The following is a 17729-nucleotide window of genomic DNA, read 5'->3' as shown; positions in this document are numbered from 1 at the left end:
CCTCCTCTTTAATTAACCGCGAAGTACGAATACTTCTGGTTGTTGTGCTGCGTGCGGGTGATCTGGTCCAGCGTATACATTAAGTTTTCTATATGTTTGACGGCCTAAAGGACCTTTTGGAAGCATTCCTTTAATTGCAAGTTCAAGCATTTTTGTCGGGAAGTTTGTACGCATTTCAAGAGCCGTACGTTGTTTCATGCTACCCGTGTAACCTGAGTGACGGTAGTAAATTTTGTCTTTCAATTTGTTACCTGTAAGATGAATCTTTTCTGCATTGATGATGATGACGTGGTCACCTGTATCAACGTGTGGTGTGAACGTAGGTTTATGTTTGCCGCGCAAAAGTGATGCAACTTCAGAAGCAAGACGACCAAGCGTCTGTCCTTCAGCGTCGACAACGAGCCATTTACGCTCTACTTCGTGACCTTTAGCCATGAATGTTGTACGCATAATTTTATCCTCCTAAATGAATCTCTATTAGTTCCCGTTTTCTCTATCCCTAAACACAAGTTTACCTTCCGGGGCTTATTTGTGGGGTTATTGAAATACCATTACTCATCTTATACTGAATTCCACATTAAGTCAAGCGATTCCTCTAAATACGCTAGGAAAAGTTGCCTTAGTCTTTGTAGCTCACTTCATCTAGATACAAACCGTGTGCTGGCGCGGTTTTAACGTTCGCTTTACGGCTGCAAGATTCAAGTATTTGCTTGACGTCTGCCGGCGTTTTCCAGCCGTTCCCTACGACAAGAAGCATACCTGCAATGCTTCTTACCATATTATATAAAAAGCCATTTCCTTCAATTGTCATGATGAGATAATCGCCTTTTTTTTCGAGTGTCAGCATTCTCACCGTTCTGACTTTATTGGAAGTCGCGGTTTTTGATGAACAGAAACTTGTGAAATCATGCGTCCCAATTAAATAGGCAGCAGCTTCCTTCATCAACTCAATATCAGGATGTGATCTACCGAGATGAACGGAAAAATCACGCTCAAACGGACTATGCACTTCGCTATAGGACCACTTATAAACGTACGTCTTGCCAGTAGCAGAATAACGCGCATGGAAATCTTCGCTGACGTATTCAACTTCAACCAGTCGGATATCTGTAGGCAAAAGGACGTTTAACGCCAGCTTCCATCGATCTATCGGCAAGTTCAGCGGTGTATCAAAGTGAATCACTTGGCCATTTGCGTGTACACCCGAATCCGTCCGGCCGCTTGCGACCGAAAAAATTTCCTTGTCTTTATGCATTTTCACTAATGCTTTATCAATTTCCAATTGCACCGTTCGCATTCCCGGCTGTATCTGGTATCCAGAAAATCGAGTACCATCATACGAAACAATTGCTTTAACACGTTGCATTTGTATCCACCTCCTATGCCCTAAGCAGAAAGAGGACGACAACTAGAACAGCAAGCAATACCATTATCGTGGTATCACGCCAGTGCCACTTCAGCTGCCTGTACCTCGTCCTCCCCTCGCCTCCACGATAGCCACGAACCTCCATGGCGACTGCAAGGTCTTCAGCGCGTTTGAACGCACTCACAAAGAGAGGTACGAGCAAAGGAATGACTGCACGAATTCGCTGCTTAATAGAACCCGTACTAATGTCCGAACCTCTCGCCAATTGCGCTTTCAATATCTTATCCGTCTCATCCATCAATGTGGGGATGAAGCGCAGGGAAATTGACATCATCAGCGCAAGCTCATGAACAGGCAATTTAATTCGCTTAAATGGTCCCAGCAAGTCTTCCATACCATCCGTGATTGAAATCGGCGATGTCGTCAACGTCAAGATAGACGTCAGCAAAACCAATACAAGAAAACGAATGGAAATAAAAATACCTTGCCTCAACCCTTCTTCATATATCTTGATGAACTTCCAATCGACGAGAAGTGCTCCTTCTTTCGTAAAAAAGATATGCATGAGTAGCGTGAAAATAATCAAGAAAAGAATTGGTTTCAATCCGTTAAATAGGAAATACAACCGAATCCTTGAACTTAAAATTACGAGTAACGTAAATCCTAATAACACGGCGTACGTAACAGTATTATTTGCAAGGAAGACTCCAATGATGAAAAGAAAAACAAATGACAGCTTCGAACGAGGGTCGAGCTTGTGGACAAATGAATTGCCTGGAATATAGCGTCCGAAAATCATCTTTTCCAACATTAACGGCCACCTTCTTCCGTAGCGGCAAATGCAATTGCCTTGGCAAGCTGAGCTTCCGTTAATGCCAGTCCCCGGAGAGGACGACCAATTAACTTCTCAATGTCACGCTGGAACTTTACTGAGCGCGGTAGACCTAATCTAAAGGAGGTCAGCTTCTCTTCATCAGCGAACACTTCCTGAGGCGTCCCAGACATGACTGAACTTCCGTTATGCATAACGATAATATTGTCCGCATAACGTGCAGCATCTTCCATACTATGCGTCACAAGAATTGTCGTTAGTTTTTCTTCCACATGGAGACGATTGAAAAGTTCCATAATTTCAAGCCGCCCCCGCGGATCAAGTCCCGCAGTCGGCTCGTCCAATACGAGCACAGAAGGTTTAAACGCGAGTACACCCGCAATCGCAACCCGGCGCATCTGCCCTCCCGAAAGATCGAAAGGAGACTGCTGGGCAACCTCTGGAGGAAGTCCTAGCAATTCTATCAGTTGATGCGCTCGTCTCCTTGCCTCTTCTTCAGGTACACCAAAGTTCATAGGACCGAACATAATATCTTTTTCAACAGTCTCTTCAAAAAGCTGATGCTCTGGAAACTGGAATACAATACCCACATGCCTACGGACATCTTTCAGTCCTTTCGCTTTCGTACCGGCAGTAATTGTCGTATCTCCAATTTTCACAATCCCTTCTGAAGGCTTTAACAAACCATTCAGATGCATAAGAAGTGTCGATTTTCCTGATCCGGTATGTCCAATTATTGCAGAATAAGAGCCTGAATGTATCGTTGCATCTACACTCTGCAATGCCCTTTTCTCAAAAGGAGTATCTTTTCCATACAAATACCCTACTTGCTGAAGTGAGATGTCCATAATTCATTCACCAACTCTTCTTCCGTCATATGCTCACCGACAAGATCCAGCCCATTTTCACGTAACAAACTGGATACTCTTAAAGCGAATGGTAAGTCCAAACCAATTTCCTCAAGTTCATTTCCCCGAGCAAATATCTGCTCCGGCGTACCAACAGTCAGAACTTTACCCTTGTTCATGACAATAATACGATCTGCCAACAGCGCCTCTTCCAAATCATGTGTAATGGAAATGACCGTGAGGCCGGTCTTACGCTTTAATTCTTCTACTAAATGAATTACTTCATTACGTCCTTGTGGATCAAGCATCGACGTCGCCTCATCCATAATAAGAAGCTTTGGATGTAACGCGAGCGCCCCAGCTATTGCAACTCGTTGCTTTTGTCCGCCTGAGAGATGGTGAGGCTCCTGGTCGAGGAAATCACTCATGTTTACTTGCGCAAGTGCCTCATGAACCCGAGTCACCATTTCTTCGAAGGGAACTCCATTGTTCTCTAGCGCAAATGCAACATCATCTTGAACTGTCGAACCAACAAACTGGTTATCTGGATTTTGAAAAACAAAACCCATCCGTGAACGAATTTCCCATATATTGTTCTCAGTCAGTTTTTCAATAAATACGTTAACGTCCCCTTCTTCTGGGAACAAAAGTCCAATCATCAATTTCGCAAGTGTCGATTTACCGGAACCATTATGGCCAACAATAGCAATCCATTCATCTTCTTGTACCGTAAACGACACGCCGTCGACTGCTTTCTTTGCTACCTCGTCCTCAGAGTCATAGGAATAAGACACATTATCCATCGACAGAATTTCCTTCATCGCCTACCACCTCCGGCTACATTCACATTATGTATACTACGAAGGATCCCCTGCCAATTGACAAGGAATCCTTTTTAAAAATGCGCAAGGCACCGTCACAAATGAACGCAGCTTAAGAACACCATTTCCAGGGGTAATAGCTGCATGACCTACATCTTATAGGCCCGCGGCAGGCATTAGAGGGACCGGCGAAGCGGCGTTCTTTGCCAAGGAAGGCGTAAAAGAAAAGCAAGTTTAATCCTTCCTAGCTTGCCCTCTTATGACCCGTGCGTCTGGTGCCTAGACATCATATTAGTCAAAAACTTATATATTGAAAAATCTGGACATTATTTTTGGATAAAAAAAAGCGCGCACCTCATCCGAAGAAATGCGCTCATATCTATGACTGGTACCAGGTGCTCAATCCGGTACCGCGGATGAGGTGCGTAGAGCTAGACCAGACGGTATAAACCGACGATCGTAACACTCAGCTTTTAAAGTTGTCGTATAAATTTTTAAAAAAAGGGTGCGGCTCTGGGTACGCCAGACACACCCCTTGAAGATTTAATCAATTGCCATTGTATATATTAAACGAGTTCGATTACAACGACAGGTGCTCCGTCGCCGCGACGAGGTCCCATTTTCATGATACGTGTATATCCACCTTGACGCTCAGCGTAACGTGGTGCAACATTATCAAAAAGTTTTTGGATTGCGTAGATTTCTTTCTCGTTGCCTTCACCGTCTGCCACTGTAACCAGTTCGCGACGGATAAATTGTGCAACTTGACGACGTGCATGCAAGTCTCCACGTTTACCAAGCGTAATCATTTTCTCAACAACTGAACGCAATTCTTTCGCACGAGCTTCTGTCGTTTGAATACGTTCGTGTACGATTAGATCTGTCGCTAGGTCGCGAAGCATTGCTTTACGTTGTGAACTTGTACGTCCAAGTTTTCTGTATCCCATAGAAGTTTCCCTCCTTCAATCTATAAATTCGCTCAATCTTCGGTGCGTAACACTAGGTTAAGCTCGTCCAATTTCGCTTTCACTTCTTCAAGTGATTTACGGCCAAGATTTCGTACTTTCATCATTTCGTCCTCTGACTTGCTAGCAAGTTCAAGAACTGTATTGATGCCTGCACGTTTTAGGCAATTGTAAGATCTAACTGAAAGGTCAAGTTCCTCAATAGTCATCTCGAGTACTTTCTCTTTCTGATCTTCCTCTTTTTCTACCATGATTTCTGCAGTTTGTGCTTCATCTGTCATACCGACAAATATATTTAGATGCTCAGTTAGGATTTTTGCCCCAAGTGAAACAGCTTCTTTAGGACCGATGCTACCATCTGTCCAAACATCAAGTGTCAACTTATCAAAGTTCGCCATTTGGCCAACCCGAGTATTCTCCACTTGGAAGTTAACTCGTGAAACCGGAGTGTAAATAGAGTCGATTGGAATAACGCCAATTGCGAGATCCTCACGTTTGTTTTGATCAGAAGGTGCGTAACCACGTCCACGTACAGCATACATACGCATGCGCAAGTGACCGTTTTTACCAAGTGTCGCGATAGGAAGTTCAGGATTCAACACTTCTACGTCACTATCATGTGTAATGTCCGCAGCTGTGATAACTCCTTCGCCTTTCACGTCTATCTCAATCACTTTCTCTTCATCTGAATAGATTTTGAGAGCCAGTTTTTTCACGTTCAAAATAATTGATGCGACGTCTTCGACGACACCTTCAATTGTTGAGAATTCATGAAGCACACCATCAATCTGGATAGATGTAACAGCAGCTCCTGGCAGTGAAGATAGAAGGATGCGACGTAGGGAGTTTCCTAACGTATTTCCGTATCCGCGTTCAAGTGGTTCGATGATAAACTTACCGAACTTGATGTCTTCGGCGATCATAATTGTTTCAATCTTCGGTTTCTCAATCTCGATCATTCATTTACCCTCCTTCAAAACATCAATGTATAGGCCGTTCCATATTGAAATCGATTTTCATAGACGGCAAATTGCAATCGCACAATCATTGTTGACATAAATTGTGTTTCTCAATCATATGGAGAAGAAGCCATTATACACGACGGCGTTTTGGCGGGCGGCATCCGTTATGTGGAACCGGGGTAACGTCTCTGATTGCAGTAACTTCAAGACCTGCAGCCTGTAATGAACGAATTGCTGCTTCACGTCCACCACCTGGACCTTTAACAGTAACTTCCAAAGTTTTCAGACCGTGCTCCATAGATGATTTAGCAGCCGCTTCAGCAGCCATCTGTGCAGCGAAAGGTGTTGATTTACGAGAACCCTTAAAGCCTAATGCACCTGCACTTGACCAAGATATTGCGTTCCCTTGCATGTCAGTGATTGTAACAATTGTATTATTGAACGTCGAACGGATATGTGCAATACCGGATTCAATATTCTTTTTCACACGACGTTTACGAGTTTGTTGTTTACGTGCCATGTTAAGAAGATACCTCCTTTACCTATTATTTTTTCTTGTTCGCTACTGTCCGTTTAGGACCTTTACGAGTACGTGCGTTATTTTTCGTGTTTTGTCCACGAACAGGAAGTCCGCGACGATGACGGATACCACGGAAGCTACCGATTTCCATCAAACGTTTGATGTTAAGGGAAGTTTCACGTCGAAGGTCACCTTCAACTTTAAGCGTGTCCATTTGTTCACGGATTTTATCAAGCTCTGCGTCAGTAAGATCGCGAACTCGTGCGTCCTCAGATACTCCAGCTGCCGCCAATACTTTTTGAGCAGTTGTTTTTCCGATTCCGAAAATGTAAGTTAATGAAATGACTACGCGCTTATCGCGCGGAACGTCTACACCAGCAATACGTGCCATATATATTGTGCACCTCCTTCAGAATTAGCCTTGTCTTTGTTTATGTTTTGGATTTTCACAGATTACCATTACTCGGCCGCGTCTGCGAATAATTTTACATTTTTCGCACATCGGTTTTACAGATGGTCTAACTTTCATCTTACCCAACCTCCTTCAGTATTCCGGAGTTACAAAAGTTTATTTAAAACGGTATGTGATACGACCACGTGTTAAATCATAAGGCGAGAGTTCCATTGTCACTTTATCGCCAGGTAGAATACGGATAAAGTGCATACGAATTTTGCCAGATACATGCGCAAGAATCGTATGGCCGTTTTCCAGCTCTACTTTAAACATTGCGTTTGGCAGTGTTTCGAGTACGGTTCCTTCAACTTCAATTACATCATCTTTCGCCATCAACCCAGTCTCCCTTCTATATCCAATAAAGGTTCTCACCATCGAGCGGCATCAGTCGCCTTTAAAGCTTCCTTCAACATATGTCCGGATTGCATGAGTGATGTTCGAAAGAGGTCTGCCACATTCCGTTTCCCTTAAGTCCGTCCTCGACTTCTTGTTATGGAAAATCGCGTCGAAATGGACACGACTGTCCAGAATGCCGTGGATGAGTTCCCAGTTACGTTATACAGTTCTTTCCACGAAATCCATTATACCTACCAAAGCAAGAAAATGCATTTACTATGTTTCAGAACCATAACCCTGCTAAAAACCATCTAGTTGTTATACCGGGCATCATATGCTTTTGCAGCTCGTTGAAACGTCCTTCTATGCTTCTATGCTATACTGCCCAAAAAATGCGTATAATATCTAAGTTCGAAAAGGATTATTGTCCGCTTCCTTGCAGAATAACGTCCAGATCCTTGAAAACGTCTTTGATGTCTTTTTGTCCATCGATATTTACCAACACCTCTTTGGAATCGTAAAACGCCAAGAGTGGTGCAGTTTGTTTCATATTTACTTCCAGACGGTTCGTGACAGTTTCCGGATTGTCATCGGCTCGCTGATAAAGTTCTCCGCCATCCTTATCACATTTACCTTCAACCTGTGGAGGATTAAAAAGCAAATGATAGGATGTACCGCAAACTTTACAGATGCGGCGGCCTGTCAGCCTCGCGATAAGTTCTTCTTTCTCAACTTGGATATTGAGAACATGCTCAATTCTCCGACCCATGTCAGCCAAAAGCTGATCAAGTGCTTCAGCTTGTGGAACTGTACGTGGGAAACCATCGAGTAGGAATCCATTATCGCAATCGGATTTGCTTAGTCTTTCACGAACAATTCCGATTGTCACTTCATCAGGGACAAGTGCTCCCTGATCCATGAACGATTTTGCTTTGACTCCAAGTTCCGTGCCTTCTTGGATAGCAGCACGGAACATATCGCCTGTAGAAATATGAGGGGTTCCGTACTTTTCGACAATTCTGTCTGCCTGTGTACCTTTACCGGCTCCTGGCAGACCCATTAATACGATATTCATACGTATTGCACTCCCATTCATATTCACATCACATAGAGATGAACCTTTGTGATTATTACTTCATGAATCCTTTGTAATGCCTTTTCACAAGTTGTGATTCAAGTTGTTTCATCGTTTCAAGTGCAACCCCGACGACGATGATTAAACTTGTTCCTCCAATTTGCGCAGACTGTGGAAGGTTTGCGATATTGATGAAGAATATCGGCATGATTGCCACTGTAGCGAGGAATATTGCCCCCACAAATGTCAATCGATACAAAGTGCTCGTTAGGTAATTTTGTGTATTTTGTCCTGGACGAATGCCCGGGATATAAGCGCCTTGCTTTTTCAAATTATCCGCAATATTCTCCGGATTCACCTGGATGAATGCGTAGAAGTATGTGAATGCAATGATCAATATCAGGTAAAATACCATTCCAACCGGTTTCGTATAATCGAAAACGTTTGTAATTGTAGTTGTTACACTGTTAGTGCCAAAGAAGGTCGCTATTGATTGTGGTGTAATAAAAAATGCAGAAGCAAAGATTACCGGGATAACCCCTGCCGCATTAAGTTTCAAGGGCAAGTGTGTCTGTTGGCCTGCAGTCGTTTGACCTCGTCCAGTGACACGTTTCGCATATTGGATCGGAATTTTCCGTAGTGCTTCTTGGAAGTAAATAATTCCGACAGTAATCGCAATGACCAAGACGAGTAGAAGAGCCATAACTGCCAGTTTAATGAACAGTGCGTCGCCCGCATCTTGAATCTGAGTTGCGTAAAGTTGGTTGACTGCATTTGGGATTGCTGCGACGATACCAGCGAAGATTATGATGGAAATACCATTCCCAACACCTTTTGCTGTAATCTGTTCACCAAGCCATAAAAGAAATGCAGTTCCTGCCGTCAATACGATCGCGATAACCACGTATGTCGAAACACCTTCGTCTTTTATCAGCGTACCACCATACATTTGGTTGAAACCAAATGACATAGCAATTGCTTGAATAAAGGCTAGGATTATTGTGAAATACCTCGTGAACTGCGCAAGTTTCCGTCTTCCAACGTCTCCTTGTTTCGCCCATTCAGTAAATTTAGGTACGACATCCATCTGCAATAATTGCACGATGATAGATGCAGTGATGTAAGGCATAATTCCCATTGCAAGGATCGAGAAGTTCGCAAGGGCACCCCCACCAAACACGTTCAGTAAGCCAATAAGATTATTATCAGTTTGCTGTAGTGCAGTTGCATCAACGTTTGGGACTGGAATAAATGTTCCTAGTCTAAAAACAATGAGTACCAGTAGTGTGTAAAAGATTTTAGACCGTATATCTTTTACTCGCATAAAGTTGGCGATTGTCTGAAACATTAAACCACCTCGGTCTGTCCGCCCGCCTTCTCGATTGCCTCTTTAGCAGAAGCAGAGAATTTGTGAGCTTTGACAGTGATCTTTTTCTCAAGAATTCCGTTACCCAGAATCTTAATACCTGATTTAGCATTGCTCACGATGCCTGATTCAATTAGTAGCTCAGGCGTAACTTCAGTACCTTCGTCGAAACGATTAAGTGTGTCTAGGTTTACGATTGCATAATCCTTACGGTTGATGTTCGTAAAACCACGTTTAGGAAGTCTTTGGAAAAGTGGAATTTGACCACCCTCGAATCCAAGACGTACGCCACCACCCGAACGGGAGTTTTGTCCACCGTGACCTCTACCAGAAGTTTTACCAAAACCTGAACCGATTCCGCGACCAATACGCTTACGCTTAGTACGTGAACCTGCAGCAGGCTTCATAGTGTGTAATTTCATCTCATTGGCACCTCCTTATTCAAAAAATCGTAATTATAGTTCTTTAACTGTTACTAGGTGGTCTACTTTGTTGATCATGCCACGAATTGCAACATTATCTTGATGTTCGACCATTTGGTGTAATTTACGTAGTCCAAGCGCCTCCACAGTTTTACGCTGTGCTGGCTTCGAGCCGATTACACTTTTTGTAAGGGTGACTTCAAGTTTGTTCGCCATTGCATTTCCCCCCTTAACTATACAGTTCTTTCAAGGATTTACCGCGCAATTTAGCAACATCTTCAGCGCGTTTCAAATTCGATAATCCTTCGAATGTCGCACGGACCATGTTAATTGGTGTGCTTGAACCAAGTGATTTCGAAAGGATATCCGTGATGCCTGCAAGTTCTAGTACCGCACGGACAGGTCCGCCTGCGATAACTCCAGTACCTGGAGCTGCTGGTTTGATAAGGATTTTACCTGCTCCAAAATGTCCAAGCACTAGGTGCGGAGTAGTTCCTTTAACCATTGGTACAACGATTAAATTCTTCTTCGCATCTTCGATAGCTTTACGGATTGCATCTGGAACTTCTTGTGCTTTACCAGTACCAAAACCGACACGGCCATTTTTATCTCCGACAACTACGAGAGCAGTGAAACGGAAACGACGTCCGCCTTTCACAACTTTCGCTACGCGGTTAATGGTAACTACGCGTTCTTCGAATTCGCTTTTATTCTGATCATTACGACGCATGAAATGTATACCTCCTTCTTAATTAAAATTCCAGACCGTTTTCACGTGCTGAGTCTGCAAGAGCTTTCACACGGCCGTGAAATAGGTATCCGCCACGGTCAAATACTACTGACTTAACGTCCTTTTCAACAGCTTTCTTTGCGATCATCTCGCCGACTTTTACTGCTGCTGCAGTGTCTGCTTTGGATTCAGATCCGAAATCTTTTTCCATTGAAGAAGCACTTACAATCGTTACTGCATTCACGTCATCAATCAACTGAGCATAGATATGCTTGTTTGAACGGAATACGTTTAGGCGTGGACGAGCTGCAGTCCCGCTGATTTTACGACGTACGCGTGCATGACGTTTCTTACGAGTAGCATTCTTGTCTTTTTTCGTAATCATCGTGATCACTCCTTCCAGATGCCTTAAGCGGCATTATTTACCAGTTTTACCTTCTTTACGACGGACAACTTCTCCTTCGTAGCGAATCCCTTTGCCTTTATACGGCTCTGGTGGGCGTACTTTTCTGATGTTCGATGCAAGAGCACCAACGCGTTCTTTGTTGATACCACGAACAGTAATTTTAGTGTTAGCAGGAACTTCAACTTCAATTCCTTCTTCAGGTGTAAATTCAACTGGGTGAGAGAAACCAATGTTCAACACTAATTTCGAACCTTGAAGTGAAGCACGGTAACCAACACCAACTAGTTCAAGTTTGCGTTCGAAACCTTCTGAAACGCCAACCACCATGTTATTGATAAGTGAACGTGTCGTTCCATGAATAGAACGGTGTTCTTTGGATTCAGAAGGACGGATCAAAGTGATCACGTTGTTCTCCTGTTCAATTTTAATATCCGAGTTAAATGTGTTTGTAAGTTCGCCTTTAGGACCTTTAACTGTAACGAAGTTACCTTCTGCGATAGTAACAGTCACGTTTTCAGGTACCTCAATCGGCTTTTTGCCAATACGGGACATTCAAGTGCACCTCCATTCATTTGTTACGAATTACCAGACGTAAGCTACTACTTCTCCGCCTACTTGTTTAGCGCGTGCTTCTTTGTCTGTAAGTACGCCATTTGATGTAGAAACGAGGGCTATACCAAGACCGTTCAAAACTTTAGGAACTTCGCTAGTTTTAGCATAAACACGAAGACCAGGTTTTGAAATACGTTTAAGACCAGTAATAACACGTTCGTTATTTTGACCGTACTTAAGGAAAATGCGGATGATACCTTGTTTGCTATCCTCGACATATTCAACATCACGTACGAAACCTTCACGTTTCAAGATTTCTGCGATTTCTTTTTTCATGTTTGAAGCAGGTACTTCAAGCTTTTCGTGACGAACCATATTGGCGTTACGAATGCGTGTAAGCATGTCTGCGATCGGATCACTCATTGTCATTACATTTACCTCCTTCCCAAATTTAGGGGTTTACCAGCTGGCTTTTTTGACGCCAGGAATTTGTCCCTTATATGCTAACTCGCGGAAACAAATACGGCAAAGCTTGAACTTACGATATACCGAATGCGGACGACCACAACGCTCACAGCGTGTGTATGCTTGTACCGCGAATTTTGGTGTGCGTTTTTGTTTAGCAATCATTGATTTTTTAGCCACGTTTACGCCTCCCTCTTATTTACTTTTGGAACGGCATGCCGAACTGCGTTAGTAACTCATGTGCTTCTTCGTCCGAGTTTGCAGTCGTAACGATGACGATATCCATACCGCGTATTTTAGAAACTTTATCATAATCAATTTCCGGGAAAATTAGTTGCTCTTTTACGCCAAGCGTATAGTTACCGCGACCGTCGAATGCTTTTTTAGAAACACCACGGAAGTCACGTACACGAGGCAACGAAACAGCAATCAGTTTGTCTAGGAATTCATACATACGCTCACCGCGTAGTGTAACTTTCGTTCCAATAGGCATACCTTCACGAAGACGGAATCCCGCGATTGATTTCTTTGCTTTTGTGACAACAGGTTTTTGACCTGAAATAATTGTTAAGTCTTCCACTGCCGCATCTAGTGCTTTCGTGTTTTGAACAGCATCACCAACACCCATGTTAATGACGATTTTGTCGACTTTTGGTACTTGCATAACTGATGTATATTCAAACTTGCTCATAAGAGCAGGAGTGATTTCGCTTTTAAACTTTTCTTTTAAACGGCTCATCTGTTGGACCTCCTTTCATCCGTTACTTAGTTATCCAGCAATTCTCCGGATTTTTTAGCAACACGAACTTTTTTGCCATTTTCGATCTTGTATCCTACACGAGTAGGCTCGCCTGTCTTAGGATCGATCACCATGACGTTTGATACATGGATAGCTGCCTCTTGGCTGATGATTCCACCTTGAGGATTTTCCTGGTTAGGTTTCGTATGTTTCTTGACGATGTTAACACCTTCAACAAGCACACGATCCTTTTTAGGGAAAGCAACTAGGATCACACCGGTTTTACCTTTGTCTTTACCTGTGATGACCATAACTTTATCGCCTTTTTTAACATTCATTCTGTCGCACCTCCTTGATTTGGCACTATCATGTGATTAAAGAACTTCAGGAGCAAGTGAAATAATTTTCATGAAGTTGCTGTCACGAAGTTCGCGAGCAACTGGTCCGAAAATACGAGTTCCACGTGGGCTCTTGTCGTCACGGATAATAACACAAGCATTTTCATCAAATGTAATATATGAACCGTCTTTACGGCGTACTCCGCTCTTCGTGCGAACGATAACAGCCTTGACAACTTCACCTTTTTTAACAACGCCACCTGGTGTTGCTTTTTTCACCGTTACAACGACTACATCACCGATGTTTGCTACTTTACGGCCTGAACCGCCTAATACCTTAATTGTAAGTACTTCACGAGCGCCTGAGTTGTCGGCGACTTTCATACGACTTTCCTGTTGGATCATTGAGGCTACCTCCTCCCGGATTTATATACCCGAACGTTAATTAAATGATGACCGCTGTTTCGACTACTTCAAGTAGACGGAAACGTTTTGTTGCTGACAATGGACGAGTTTCCATTATACGAACAACATCTCCGATTTTAGCTTCGTTCAGCTCATCGTGGGCCTTGAATTTCTTAGAATACTTAACACGTTTACCGTATTTAGAATGTTTCTTTTGCGTTTCGATCATAACAGTAACTGTTTTATCCATTTTGTCGGATACAACGCGGCCTGTATATACTTTGCGCTGGTTACGCTCCTCAGTCATGGCTGCAACCTCCTTCATCAGTTATTTGCACTGATTTCTCTTTGACGTATAACTGTCTTCATGCGCGCAATCGATTTACGAACTTCTCGGATGCGTGCAGTGTTTTCTAATTGACCTGTCGCAAGTTGGAAGCGAAGGTTGAAAAGCTCTTCTTTCAGTGATTTCACCTTTTGCTCAATCTCTGCAGTTGTTAAGTCACGGATTTCATTAGCTTTCATTAGATTCACCACCGATTTCTTCACGTTTTACAAACTTAGTTTTAATAGGAAGTTTGTGAGATGCCAGGCGAAGCGCTTCACGCGCAACTTCTTCCGATACACCTGCTATTTCGAACATAATACGACCAGGTTTAACAACTGCTACCCAGCCTTCTACAGCACCTTTACCTGAACCCATCCGTACTTCAAGAGGCTTCTTTGTATATGGTTTGTGCGGGAAGATGTTGATCCATACTTTACCGCCACGTTTCATGTAACGTGTCATTGAAATACGTGCTGCTTCGATTTGGCGGTTTGTAATCCATGCCGAATCAAGAGCTTGTAGACCGTATTCTCCGAATTGAACTGTTGCTCCGCCTTTTGTAGTACCACGCATTTTACCACGGAATACACGACGATATTTAACTCGTTTAGGCATTAACATATTAGTTGCCTCCTTCCTCAGAGTTCTTCTGTTTCTTCACTGGAAGGACTTCTCCACGATAAATCCATACTTTAACGCCAAGCTTACCAAACGTTGTGTCTGCTTCAGCATGTGCATAATCAATATCTGCACGTAATGTATGGAGAGGGACAGTACCTTCACTATAATGTTCCGACCGAGCGATGTCAGCACCGCCAAGACGTCCAGAAACTTGTGTTTTAATTCCTTTAGCGCCAGAACGCATTGTGCGTTGGATTGCTTGTTTTTGTGCACGACGGTATGATACGCGAGTTTCTAGTTGACGAGCAATTGACTCTGCAACTAGTTTAGCGTCAAGATCCGCACGTTTAATTTCAATGATGTTGATGTGAACGCGTTTACCAGTGATGTCGTTCAACATTTTACGAAGTGTTTCGACCTCAGTACCACCTTTACCAATAACCATTCCTGGTTTAGCAGTGTGGATGCTGATGTTAACACGCTTTGCAGCACGTTCAATTTCAACTTTAGAAACAGAAGCTTCTACAAGACGTTTTTCGATGAACTCACGGATTTTCAAATCTTCGTGCAAGAGAGTCGCATAGTCTTTTTCTGCGTACCATTTAGACTCCCAGTCACGGATGATACCGACCCGTAAACCGTTAGGATGTACTTTTTGACCCACGAATTATCCCTCCTTCTTTTCAGATACCACTAATGTGATGTGGCTCGTACGTTTATTAATTGCGCTCGCACGTCCTTGTGCGCGTGGTCGGAAACGTTTCATAGTCGGACCTTCATCAACGAATACTTCGCTGATAAATAGGTTTTCGACATCCATTTCATAGTTATGTTCAGCATTTGCAATCGCTGATTTCAAAACTTTTTCTACAACCGGAGAAGCCGCTTTTGGCGTCAGGCGTAGAATCGCGATAGCTTCACCGACTTTTTTGCCTCGGATAAGATCAACGACCAAACGGACTTTACGAGAGGCAATACGGACTGTGCGGGCAGTAGCTTTTGCTTGTTGCATCAGAATAACCTCCTCTCAATTAACGTCTTGTTTTCTTATCGTCGGCGCCATGACCTCTGTATGTGCGCGTAGGTGCAAATTCACCAAGTTTGTGACCAACCATATCTTCAGTTACATAGACGGGAACGTGTTTACGTCCGTCATATACAGCAATTGTCATTCCGATGAATGTCGGGAAGATTGTTGAACGGCGTGACCATGTTTTGATAACCTGTTTTTTCTCAGATCCACTTTGTGCTTCGACCTTCTTCATTAGATGATCGTCTACAAATGGTCCTTTTTTCAAGCTGCGGCCCATGTCGGAACCTCCCTCCGTGTTTGTACTACGGTCCAATCATTGAACCGCAGTGCATTACTATTACTTCTTACGACGACGTACAATAAGCTTGTCGGATTTGTTGTTTTTCTTACGTGTTTTATAACCAAGTGTCGGTTTACCCCATGGAGTTACTGGAGACTTCATACCGATACCAGTTTTACCTTCACCACCACCGTGTGGGTGATCGTTAGGGTTCATGACAGAACCACGAACTGTTGGGCGTTTACCCATCCAACGTGAACGTCCTGCTTTACCAATGTTGATTAGTTCATGTTGCTCATTACCAACTTGACCAATTGTCGCGCGGCATACAGCAAGAATCATGCGAACTTCTCCAGATTGAAGACGTACAATAACATACTTATCTTCACGGCCAAGTAGTTGTGCAGAAGTTCCTGCTGAACGTACTAGTTGTCCACCTTTACCTGGTTTCATTTCGATGTTATGAATTGTAGTACCCATTGGAATGTTTTCTAGTGGAAGTGAATTACCCACTTTGATATCTGATTCCGGGCCTGACATAATAGTTGCTCCAACTACAAGACCTTTTGGAGCGAGAATGTAACGTTTCTCTCCGTCTACGTAATTGATTAGAGCAATGTTAGCTGAACGGTTTGGATCGTATTCGATCGTAGCAACGCGTCCTGGTATGCCATCTTTCCGGCGTTGGAAATCGATGACACGGTATTGGCGCTTGTGGCCTCCACCATGGTGACGAACAGTAATCCTACCAGTGTTGTTACGGCCGCCTTTCCGCTTAAGCGGTGCAAGCAATGATTTTTCCGGTTTGTCAGCAGTAATCTCAGCAAAATCGGATGTAGTCATGTTACGGCGTCCGTTGGAGGTAGGTTTGTATTTCTTAATCGCCATTTGTGTTCCCTCCTTCATATAATTAGATATCTATTAGTTGTTTAACTTAGACTTCGAAAAGTTCGATGTCTTTTGAGTCAGCAGTTAGTGTAACAATCGCTTTACGGCGTCTGTTCGTATAACCAGAATGCTTGCCCATACGCTTAAGTTTACCTTTGTAATTCTGTACGTTCACTTTTTCAACTTTAACACCGAAAACTTCTTCGATAGCTTGCTTAATAAATGATTTATTAGCGCGCGTGTCAACTTCAAAAGTGTACTTTTTGAATTCCATTTGTTCAGAAGTACGCTCGGTAATGACCGGACGTTTTATAATATCACGTGCTTCCATTAACCTAGCACCTCCTCTATTTTTTGAACTGCTGCTTTAGTCATAACAAGTTTATCGTGACCGATAAGATCAAGTACGTTAATACCTGTCGCTGTTACGACACTGATTCCAGGGATGTTACGTGCAGACAAAGCCAAAGTTTCATCTAAGTCAGCTGTTACGATCAACGCTTTTCTGTTAATCGAAAGATCAGCAAGTACTTTAATAAAATCTTTTGTTTTTGGTGCATTGAATGTTAGTCCTTCAAGAACGATTACATCTTCTTCACGAACTTTCGTAGAAAGAGCTGAAAGAAGAGCCAATCTGCGGACTTTCTTCGGTAATTTGTAGCTATAGCTTCTTGGTGATGGACCGAATACGATACCACCTCCACGCCATTGTGGTGATCGGATTGAACCTTGACGGGCACGACCTGTACCTTTTTGACGCCATGGTTTACGTCCTCCACCAGCAACTTCGCCGCGACTTTTTACTTTATGATTCCCTTGACGCAATGAAGCACGTTGTTGAACCAATGCTTCGAATAAAACAGATTCGTTTGGTACGATACCAAAGATTGCTTCATTTAGTTCGATGTCTCCGACAGAAGTTCCTGCCTGATTTAATACGGATACTTTAGGCATTCCTGTTTCCTCCTTTCTTTAGT

At 43.1% G+C, this 17729-nt stretch carries 32 protein-coding genes; all 32 read right to left on the bottom strand.

Features of this window, described 5'->3' with window-relative positions:
- Positions 1–12: 12 nt before the first annotated feature.
- On the bottom strand, positions 13–450 hold the full coding sequence (rplM, locus tag AZE41_RS01600; RefSeq protein ID WP_067204834.1) for a 50S ribosomal protein L13: 438 nt from the start codon (positions 448–450) through the stop codon (positions 13–15).
- 169 nt (positions 451–619) lie between these two features.
- The gene (gene truA, locus AZE41_RS01595; RefSeq protein ID WP_067204830.1) at positions 620–1366 is read right to left on the bottom strand and encodes a tRNA pseudouridine(38-40) synthase TruA; all 747 of its coding nucleotides are present in this window, start codon (positions 1364–1366) and stop codon (positions 620–622) included.
- 13 nt (positions 1367–1379) lie between these two features.
- Complete coding sequence (locus AZE41_RS01590; RefSeq protein WP_067204827.1) at positions 1380–2177, bottom strand: energy-coupling factor transporter transmembrane component T family protein; 798 nt, start codon at positions 2175–2177, stop codon at positions 1380–1382.
- Positions 2177–3046 (bottom strand): energy-coupling factor ABC transporter ATP-binding protein, encoded by an 870-nt coding sequence (locus tag AZE41_RS01585; protein WP_067204824.1) that lies wholly within the window; start codon positions 3044–3046, stop codon positions 2177–2179. The genes AZE41_RS01590 and AZE41_RS01585 overlap by 1 nt, the downstream gene beginning before the upstream one ends.
- Positions 3022–3867 (bottom strand): energy-coupling factor ABC transporter ATP-binding protein, encoded by an 846-nt coding sequence (locus tag AZE41_RS01580; RefSeq protein ID WP_067204821.1) that lies wholly within the window; start codon positions 3865–3867, stop codon positions 3022–3024. The genes AZE41_RS01585 and AZE41_RS01580 overlap by 25 nt, the downstream gene beginning before the upstream one ends.
- Before the next feature lie 566 nt (positions 3868–4433).
- On the bottom strand, positions 4434–4814 hold the full coding sequence (rplQ, locus tag AZE41_RS01575; RefSeq protein WP_067204818.1) for a 50S ribosomal protein L17: 381 nt from the start codon (positions 4812–4814) through the stop codon (positions 4434–4436).
- 32 nt (positions 4815–4846) lie between these two features.
- On the bottom strand, positions 4847–5791 hold the full coding sequence (locus AZE41_RS01570; protein WP_067204816.1) for a DNA-directed RNA polymerase subunit alpha: 945 nt from the start codon (positions 5789–5791) through the stop codon (positions 4847–4849).
- A 133-nt stretch (positions 5792–5924) separates the two neighbouring features.
- Positions 5925–6314, bottom strand: coding sequence for a 30S ribosomal protein S11 (gene rpsK, locus AZE41_RS01565; RefSeq protein ID WP_067204813.1), 390 nt, complete (start codon positions 6312–6314; stop codon positions 5925–5927).
- A 25-nt stretch (positions 6315–6339) separates the two neighbouring features.
- The gene (gene rpsM / locus AZE41_RS01560; protein ID WP_067204810.1) at positions 6340–6705 is read right to left on the bottom strand and encodes a 30S ribosomal protein S13; all 366 of its coding nucleotides are present in this window, start codon (positions 6703–6705) and stop codon (positions 6340–6342) included.
- A 24-nt stretch (positions 6706–6729) separates the two neighbouring features.
- Positions 6730–6843, bottom strand: coding sequence for a 50S ribosomal protein L36 (gene rpmJ / locus AZE41_RS01555; protein ID WP_067204807.1), 114 nt, complete (start codon positions 6841–6843; stop codon positions 6730–6732).
- A gap of 39 nt (positions 6844–6882) precedes the next feature.
- Complete coding sequence (infA, locus tag AZE41_RS01550) at positions 6883–7101, bottom strand: translation initiation factor IF-1 (RefSeq protein WP_067204804.1); 219 nt, start codon at positions 7099–7101, stop codon at positions 6883–6885.
- A 424-nt stretch (positions 7102–7525) separates the two neighbouring features.
- The gene (locus AZE41_RS01545) at positions 7526–8179 is read right to left on the bottom strand and encodes an adenylate kinase (protein ID WP_067204801.1); all 654 of its coding nucleotides are present in this window, start codon (positions 8177–8179) and stop codon (positions 7526–7528) included.
- A 55-nt stretch (positions 8180–8234) separates the two neighbouring features.
- Positions 8235–9527, bottom strand: a complete 1293-nt coding sequence (gene secY, locus AZE41_RS01540; RefSeq protein ID WP_067204799.1) for a preprotein translocase subunit SecY — start codon at positions 9525–9527, stop codon at positions 8235–8237.
- Positions 9527–9967, bottom strand: coding sequence for a 50S ribosomal protein L15 (gene rplO / locus AZE41_RS01535; RefSeq protein WP_067204796.1), 441 nt, complete (start codon positions 9965–9967; stop codon positions 9527–9529). The genes secY and rplO overlap by 1 nt, the downstream gene beginning before the upstream one ends.
- Positions 9968–10000: 33 nt before the next feature.
- Positions 10001–10183: a 50S ribosomal protein L30 gene (rpmD, locus tag AZE41_RS01530; RefSeq protein ID WP_067204794.1), complete on the bottom strand. Its 183-nt coding sequence runs from the start codon at positions 10181–10183 to the stop codon at positions 10001–10003.
- Between the two features lie 13 nt (positions 10184–10196).
- Positions 10197–10697 (bottom strand): 30S ribosomal protein S5, encoded by a 501-nt coding sequence (rpsE, locus tag AZE41_RS01525; RefSeq protein WP_067204791.1) that lies wholly within the window; start codon positions 10695–10697, stop codon positions 10197–10199.
- A 22-nt stretch (positions 10698–10719) separates the two neighbouring features.
- The gene (rplR, locus tag AZE41_RS01520) at positions 10720–11082 is read right to left on the bottom strand and encodes a 50S ribosomal protein L18 (RefSeq protein WP_067204790.1); all 363 of its coding nucleotides are present in this window, start codon (positions 11080–11082) and stop codon (positions 10720–10722) included.
- A 33-nt stretch (positions 11083–11115) separates the two neighbouring features.
- Entirely contained in the window at positions 11116–11655 is a 540-nt protein-coding gene (gene rplF / locus AZE41_RS01515; RefSeq protein ID WP_067204786.1) for a 50S ribosomal protein L6, read from the bottom strand.
- Positions 11656–11685: 30 nt separating this feature from the next.
- Positions 11686–12084: a 30S ribosomal protein S8 gene (gene rpsH / locus AZE41_RS01510; RefSeq protein WP_067204783.1), complete on the bottom strand. Its 399-nt coding sequence runs from the start codon at positions 12082–12084 to the stop codon at positions 11686–11688.
- A gap of 30 nt (positions 12085–12114) precedes the next feature.
- Positions 12115–12300 carry a type Z 30S ribosomal protein S14 gene (locus tag AZE41_RS01505; RefSeq protein WP_067204781.1) on the bottom strand — a complete coding sequence of 62 codons (186 nt, stop codon included), beginning with the start codon at positions 12298–12300 and terminating at the stop codon, positions 12115–12117.
- Between the two features lie 19 nt (positions 12301–12319).
- Entirely contained in the window at positions 12320–12859 is a 540-nt protein-coding gene (rplE, locus tag AZE41_RS01500) for a 50S ribosomal protein L5 (RefSeq protein WP_067204779.1), read from the bottom strand.
- Positions 12860–12885: 26 nt separating this feature from the next.
- Positions 12886–13197 (bottom strand): 50S ribosomal protein L24, encoded by a 312-nt coding sequence (gene rplX / locus AZE41_RS01495; protein ID WP_067204776.1) that lies wholly within the window; start codon positions 13195–13197, stop codon positions 12886–12888.
- A gap of 36 nt (positions 13198–13233) precedes the next feature.
- Positions 13234–13602 (bottom strand): 50S ribosomal protein L14, encoded by a 369-nt coding sequence (rplN, locus tag AZE41_RS01490; protein WP_067204773.1) that lies wholly within the window; start codon positions 13600–13602, stop codon positions 13234–13236.
- A 40-nt stretch (positions 13603–13642) separates the two neighbouring features.
- The gene (gene rpsQ / locus AZE41_RS01485; RefSeq protein WP_067204770.1) at positions 13643–13909 is read right to left on the bottom strand and encodes a 30S ribosomal protein S17; all 267 of its coding nucleotides are present in this window, start codon (positions 13907–13909) and stop codon (positions 13643–13645) included.
- A gap of 17 nt (positions 13910–13926) precedes the next feature.
- Positions 13927–14127, bottom strand: a complete 201-nt coding sequence (rpmC, locus tag AZE41_RS01480; protein WP_025783856.1) for a 50S ribosomal protein L29 — start codon at positions 14125–14127, stop codon at positions 13927–13929.
- A complete protein-coding gene (gene rplP, locus AZE41_RS01475; RefSeq protein ID WP_067204766.1) occupies positions 14117–14551 on the bottom strand; it encodes a 50S ribosomal protein L16 in 435 nt (144 codons plus the stop codon). The genes rpmC and rplP overlap by 11 nt, the downstream gene beginning before the upstream one ends.
- A 1-nt stretch (position 14552) precedes the next feature.
- Positions 14553–15215 carry a 30S ribosomal protein S3 gene (gene rpsC, locus AZE41_RS01470; protein WP_067204763.1) on the bottom strand — a complete coding sequence of 221 codons (663 nt, stop codon included), beginning with the start codon at positions 15213–15215 and terminating at the stop codon, positions 14553–14555.
- 3 nt (positions 15216–15218) lie between these two features.
- Positions 15219–15563 carry a 50S ribosomal protein L22 gene (rplV, locus tag AZE41_RS01465; protein WP_067204760.1) on the bottom strand — a complete coding sequence of 115 codons (345 nt, stop codon included), beginning with the start codon at positions 15561–15563 and terminating at the stop codon, positions 15219–15221.
- Positions 15564–15582: 19 nt separating this feature from the next.
- Positions 15583–15861, bottom strand: a complete 279-nt coding sequence (gene rpsS / locus AZE41_RS01460; RefSeq protein ID WP_067204757.1) for a 30S ribosomal protein S19 — start codon at positions 15859–15861, stop codon at positions 15583–15585.
- Positions 15862–15921: 60 nt separating this feature from the next.
- On the bottom strand, positions 15922–16752 hold the full coding sequence (rplB, locus tag AZE41_RS01455; protein WP_067204755.1) for a 50S ribosomal protein L2: 831 nt from the start codon (positions 16750–16752) through the stop codon (positions 15922–15924).
- Between the two features lie 46 nt (positions 16753–16798).
- Positions 16799–17083: a 50S ribosomal protein L23 gene (rplW, locus tag AZE41_RS01450; protein ID WP_067204752.1), complete on the bottom strand. Its 285-nt coding sequence runs from the start codon at positions 17081–17083 to the stop codon at positions 16799–16801.
- The gene (gene rplD / locus AZE41_RS01445; RefSeq protein ID WP_067204749.1) at positions 17083–17706 is read right to left on the bottom strand and encodes a 50S ribosomal protein L4; all 624 of its coding nucleotides are present in this window, start codon (positions 17704–17706) and stop codon (positions 17083–17085) included. The genes rplW and rplD overlap by 1 nt, the downstream gene beginning before the upstream one ends.
- Between the last annotated feature and the right edge of the window lie 23 nt (positions 17707–17729).

Origin of the sequence: Sporosarcina psychrophila (genome assembly GCF_001590685.1) — a bacterium.
Taxonomy (GTDB): domain Bacteria; phylum Bacillota; class Bacilli; order Bacillales_A; family Planococcaceae; genus Sporosarcina; species Sporosarcina psychrophila.
Note: the sequence above shows the minus strand (reverse complement) of the source record. Positions and strands in the feature narration are given on the sequence as shown.

What these genes read in the sequence shown, in the direction of transcription:
- rplM (WP_067204834.1), bottom strand. Translation starts at nt 450, where the DNA reads ATGCGTACAACATTCATGGCTAAAGGTCACGAAGTAGAGCGTAAATGG.
- truA (WP_067204830.1), bottom strand. Translation starts at nt 1,366, where the DNA reads ATGCAACGTGTTAAAGCAATTGTTTCGTATGATGGTACTCGATTTTCT.
- AZE41_RS01590 (WP_067204827.1), bottom strand. Translation starts at nt 2,177, where the DNA reads ATGTTGGAAAAGATGATTTTCGGACGCTATATTCCAGGCAATTCATTT.
- AZE41_RS01585 (WP_067204824.1), bottom strand. Translation starts at nt 3,046, where the DNA reads ATGGACATCTCACTTCAGCAAGTAGGGTATTTGTATGGAAAAGATACT.
- AZE41_RS01580 (WP_067204821.1), bottom strand. Translation starts at nt 3,867, where the DNA reads ATGAAGGAAATTCTGTCGATGGATAATGTGTCTTATTCCTATGACTCT.
- rplQ (WP_067204818.1), bottom strand. Translation starts at nt 4,814, where the DNA reads ATGGGATACAGAAAACTTGGACGTACAAGTTCACAACGTAAAGCAATG.
- AZE41_RS01570 (WP_067204816.1), bottom strand. Translation starts at nt 5,791, where the DNA reads ATGATCGAGATTGAGAAACCGAAGATTGAAACAATTATGATCGCCGAA.
- rpsK (WP_067204813.1), bottom strand. Translation starts at nt 6,314, where the DNA reads ATGGCACGTAAACAACAAACTCGTAAACGTCGTGTGAAAAAGAATATT.
- rpsM (WP_067204810.1), bottom strand. Translation starts at nt 6,705, where the DNA reads ATGGCACGTATTGCTGGTGTAGACGTTCCGCGCGATAAGCGCGTAGTC.
- rpmJ (WP_067204807.1), bottom strand. Translation starts at nt 6,843, where the DNA reads ATGAAAGTTAGACCATCTGTAAAACCGATGTGCGAAAAATGTAAAATT.
- infA (WP_067204804.1), bottom strand. Translation starts at nt 7,101, where the DNA reads ATGGCGAAAGATGATGTAATTGAAGTTGAAGGAACCGTACTCGAAACA.
- AZE41_RS01545 (WP_067204801.1), bottom strand. Translation starts at nt 8,179, where the DNA reads ATGAATATCGTATTAATGGGTCTGCCAGGAGCCGGTAAAGGTACACAG.
- secY (WP_067204799.1), bottom strand. Translation starts at nt 9,527, where the DNA reads ATGTTTCAGACAATCGCCAACTTTATGCGAGTAAAAGATATACGGTCT.
- rplO (WP_067204796.1), bottom strand. Translation starts at nt 9,967, where the DNA reads ATGAAATTACACACTATGAAGCCTGCTGCAGGTTCACGTACTAAGCGT.
- rpmD (WP_067204794.1), bottom strand. Translation starts at nt 10,183, where the DNA reads ATGGCGAACAAACTTGAAGTCACCCTTACAAAAAGTGTAATCGGCTCG.
- rpsE (WP_067204791.1), bottom strand. Translation starts at nt 10,697, where the DNA reads ATGCGTCGTAATGATCAGAATAAAAGCGAATTCGAAGAACGCGTAGTT.
- rplR (WP_067204790.1), bottom strand. Translation starts at nt 11,082, where the DNA reads ATGATTACGAAAAAAGACAAGAATGCTACTCGTAAGAAACGTCATGCA.
- rplF (WP_067204786.1), bottom strand. Translation starts at nt 11,655, where the DNA reads ATGTCCCGTATTGGCAAAAAGCCGATTGAGGTACCTGAAAACGTGACT.
- rpsH (WP_067204783.1), bottom strand. Translation starts at nt 12,084, where the DNA reads ATGACAATGAGTGATCCGATCGCAGACATGCTTACACGCATTCGTAAC.
- rplE (WP_067204779.1), bottom strand. Translation starts at nt 12,859, where the DNA reads ATGAGCCGTTTAAAAGAAAAGTTTAAAAGCGAAATCACTCCTGCTCTT.
- rplX (WP_067204776.1), bottom strand. Translation starts at nt 13,197, where the DNA reads ATGAATGTTAAAAAAGGCGATAAAGTTATGGTCATCACAGGTAAAGAC.
- rplN (WP_067204773.1), bottom strand. Translation starts at nt 13,602, where the DNA reads ATGATCCAACAGGAAAGTCGTATGAAAGTCGCCGACAACTCAGGCGCT.
- rpsQ (WP_067204770.1), bottom strand. Translation starts at nt 13,909, where the DNA reads ATGACTGAGGAGCGTAACCAGCGCAAAGTATATACAGGCCGCGTTGTA.
- rpmC (WP_025783856.1), bottom strand. Translation starts at nt 14,127, where the DNA reads ATGAAAGCTAATGAAATCCGTGACTTAACAACTGCAGAGATTGAGCAA.
- rplP (WP_067204766.1), bottom strand. Translation starts at nt 14,551, where the DNA reads ATGTTAATGCCTAAACGAGTTAAATATCGTCGTGTATTCCGTGGTAAA.
- rplV (WP_067204760.1), bottom strand. Translation starts at nt 15,563, where the DNA reads ATGCAACAAGCAAAAGCTACTGCCCGCACAGTCCGTATTGCCTCTCGT.
- rpsS (WP_067204757.1), bottom strand. Translation starts at nt 15,861, where the DNA reads ATGGGCCGCAGCTTGAAAAAAGGACCATTTGTAGACGATCATCTAATG.
- rplB (WP_067204755.1), bottom strand. Translation starts at nt 16,752, where the DNA reads ATGGCGATTAAGAAATACAAACCTACCTCCAACGGACGCCGTAACATG.
- rplW (WP_067204752.1), bottom strand. Translation starts at nt 17,083, where the DNA reads ATGGAAGCACGTGATATTATAAAACGTCCGGTCATTACCGAGCGTACT.
- rplD (WP_067204749.1), bottom strand. Translation starts at nt 17,706, where the DNA reads ATGCCTAAAGTATCCGTATTAAATCAGGCAGGAACTTCTGTCGGAGAC.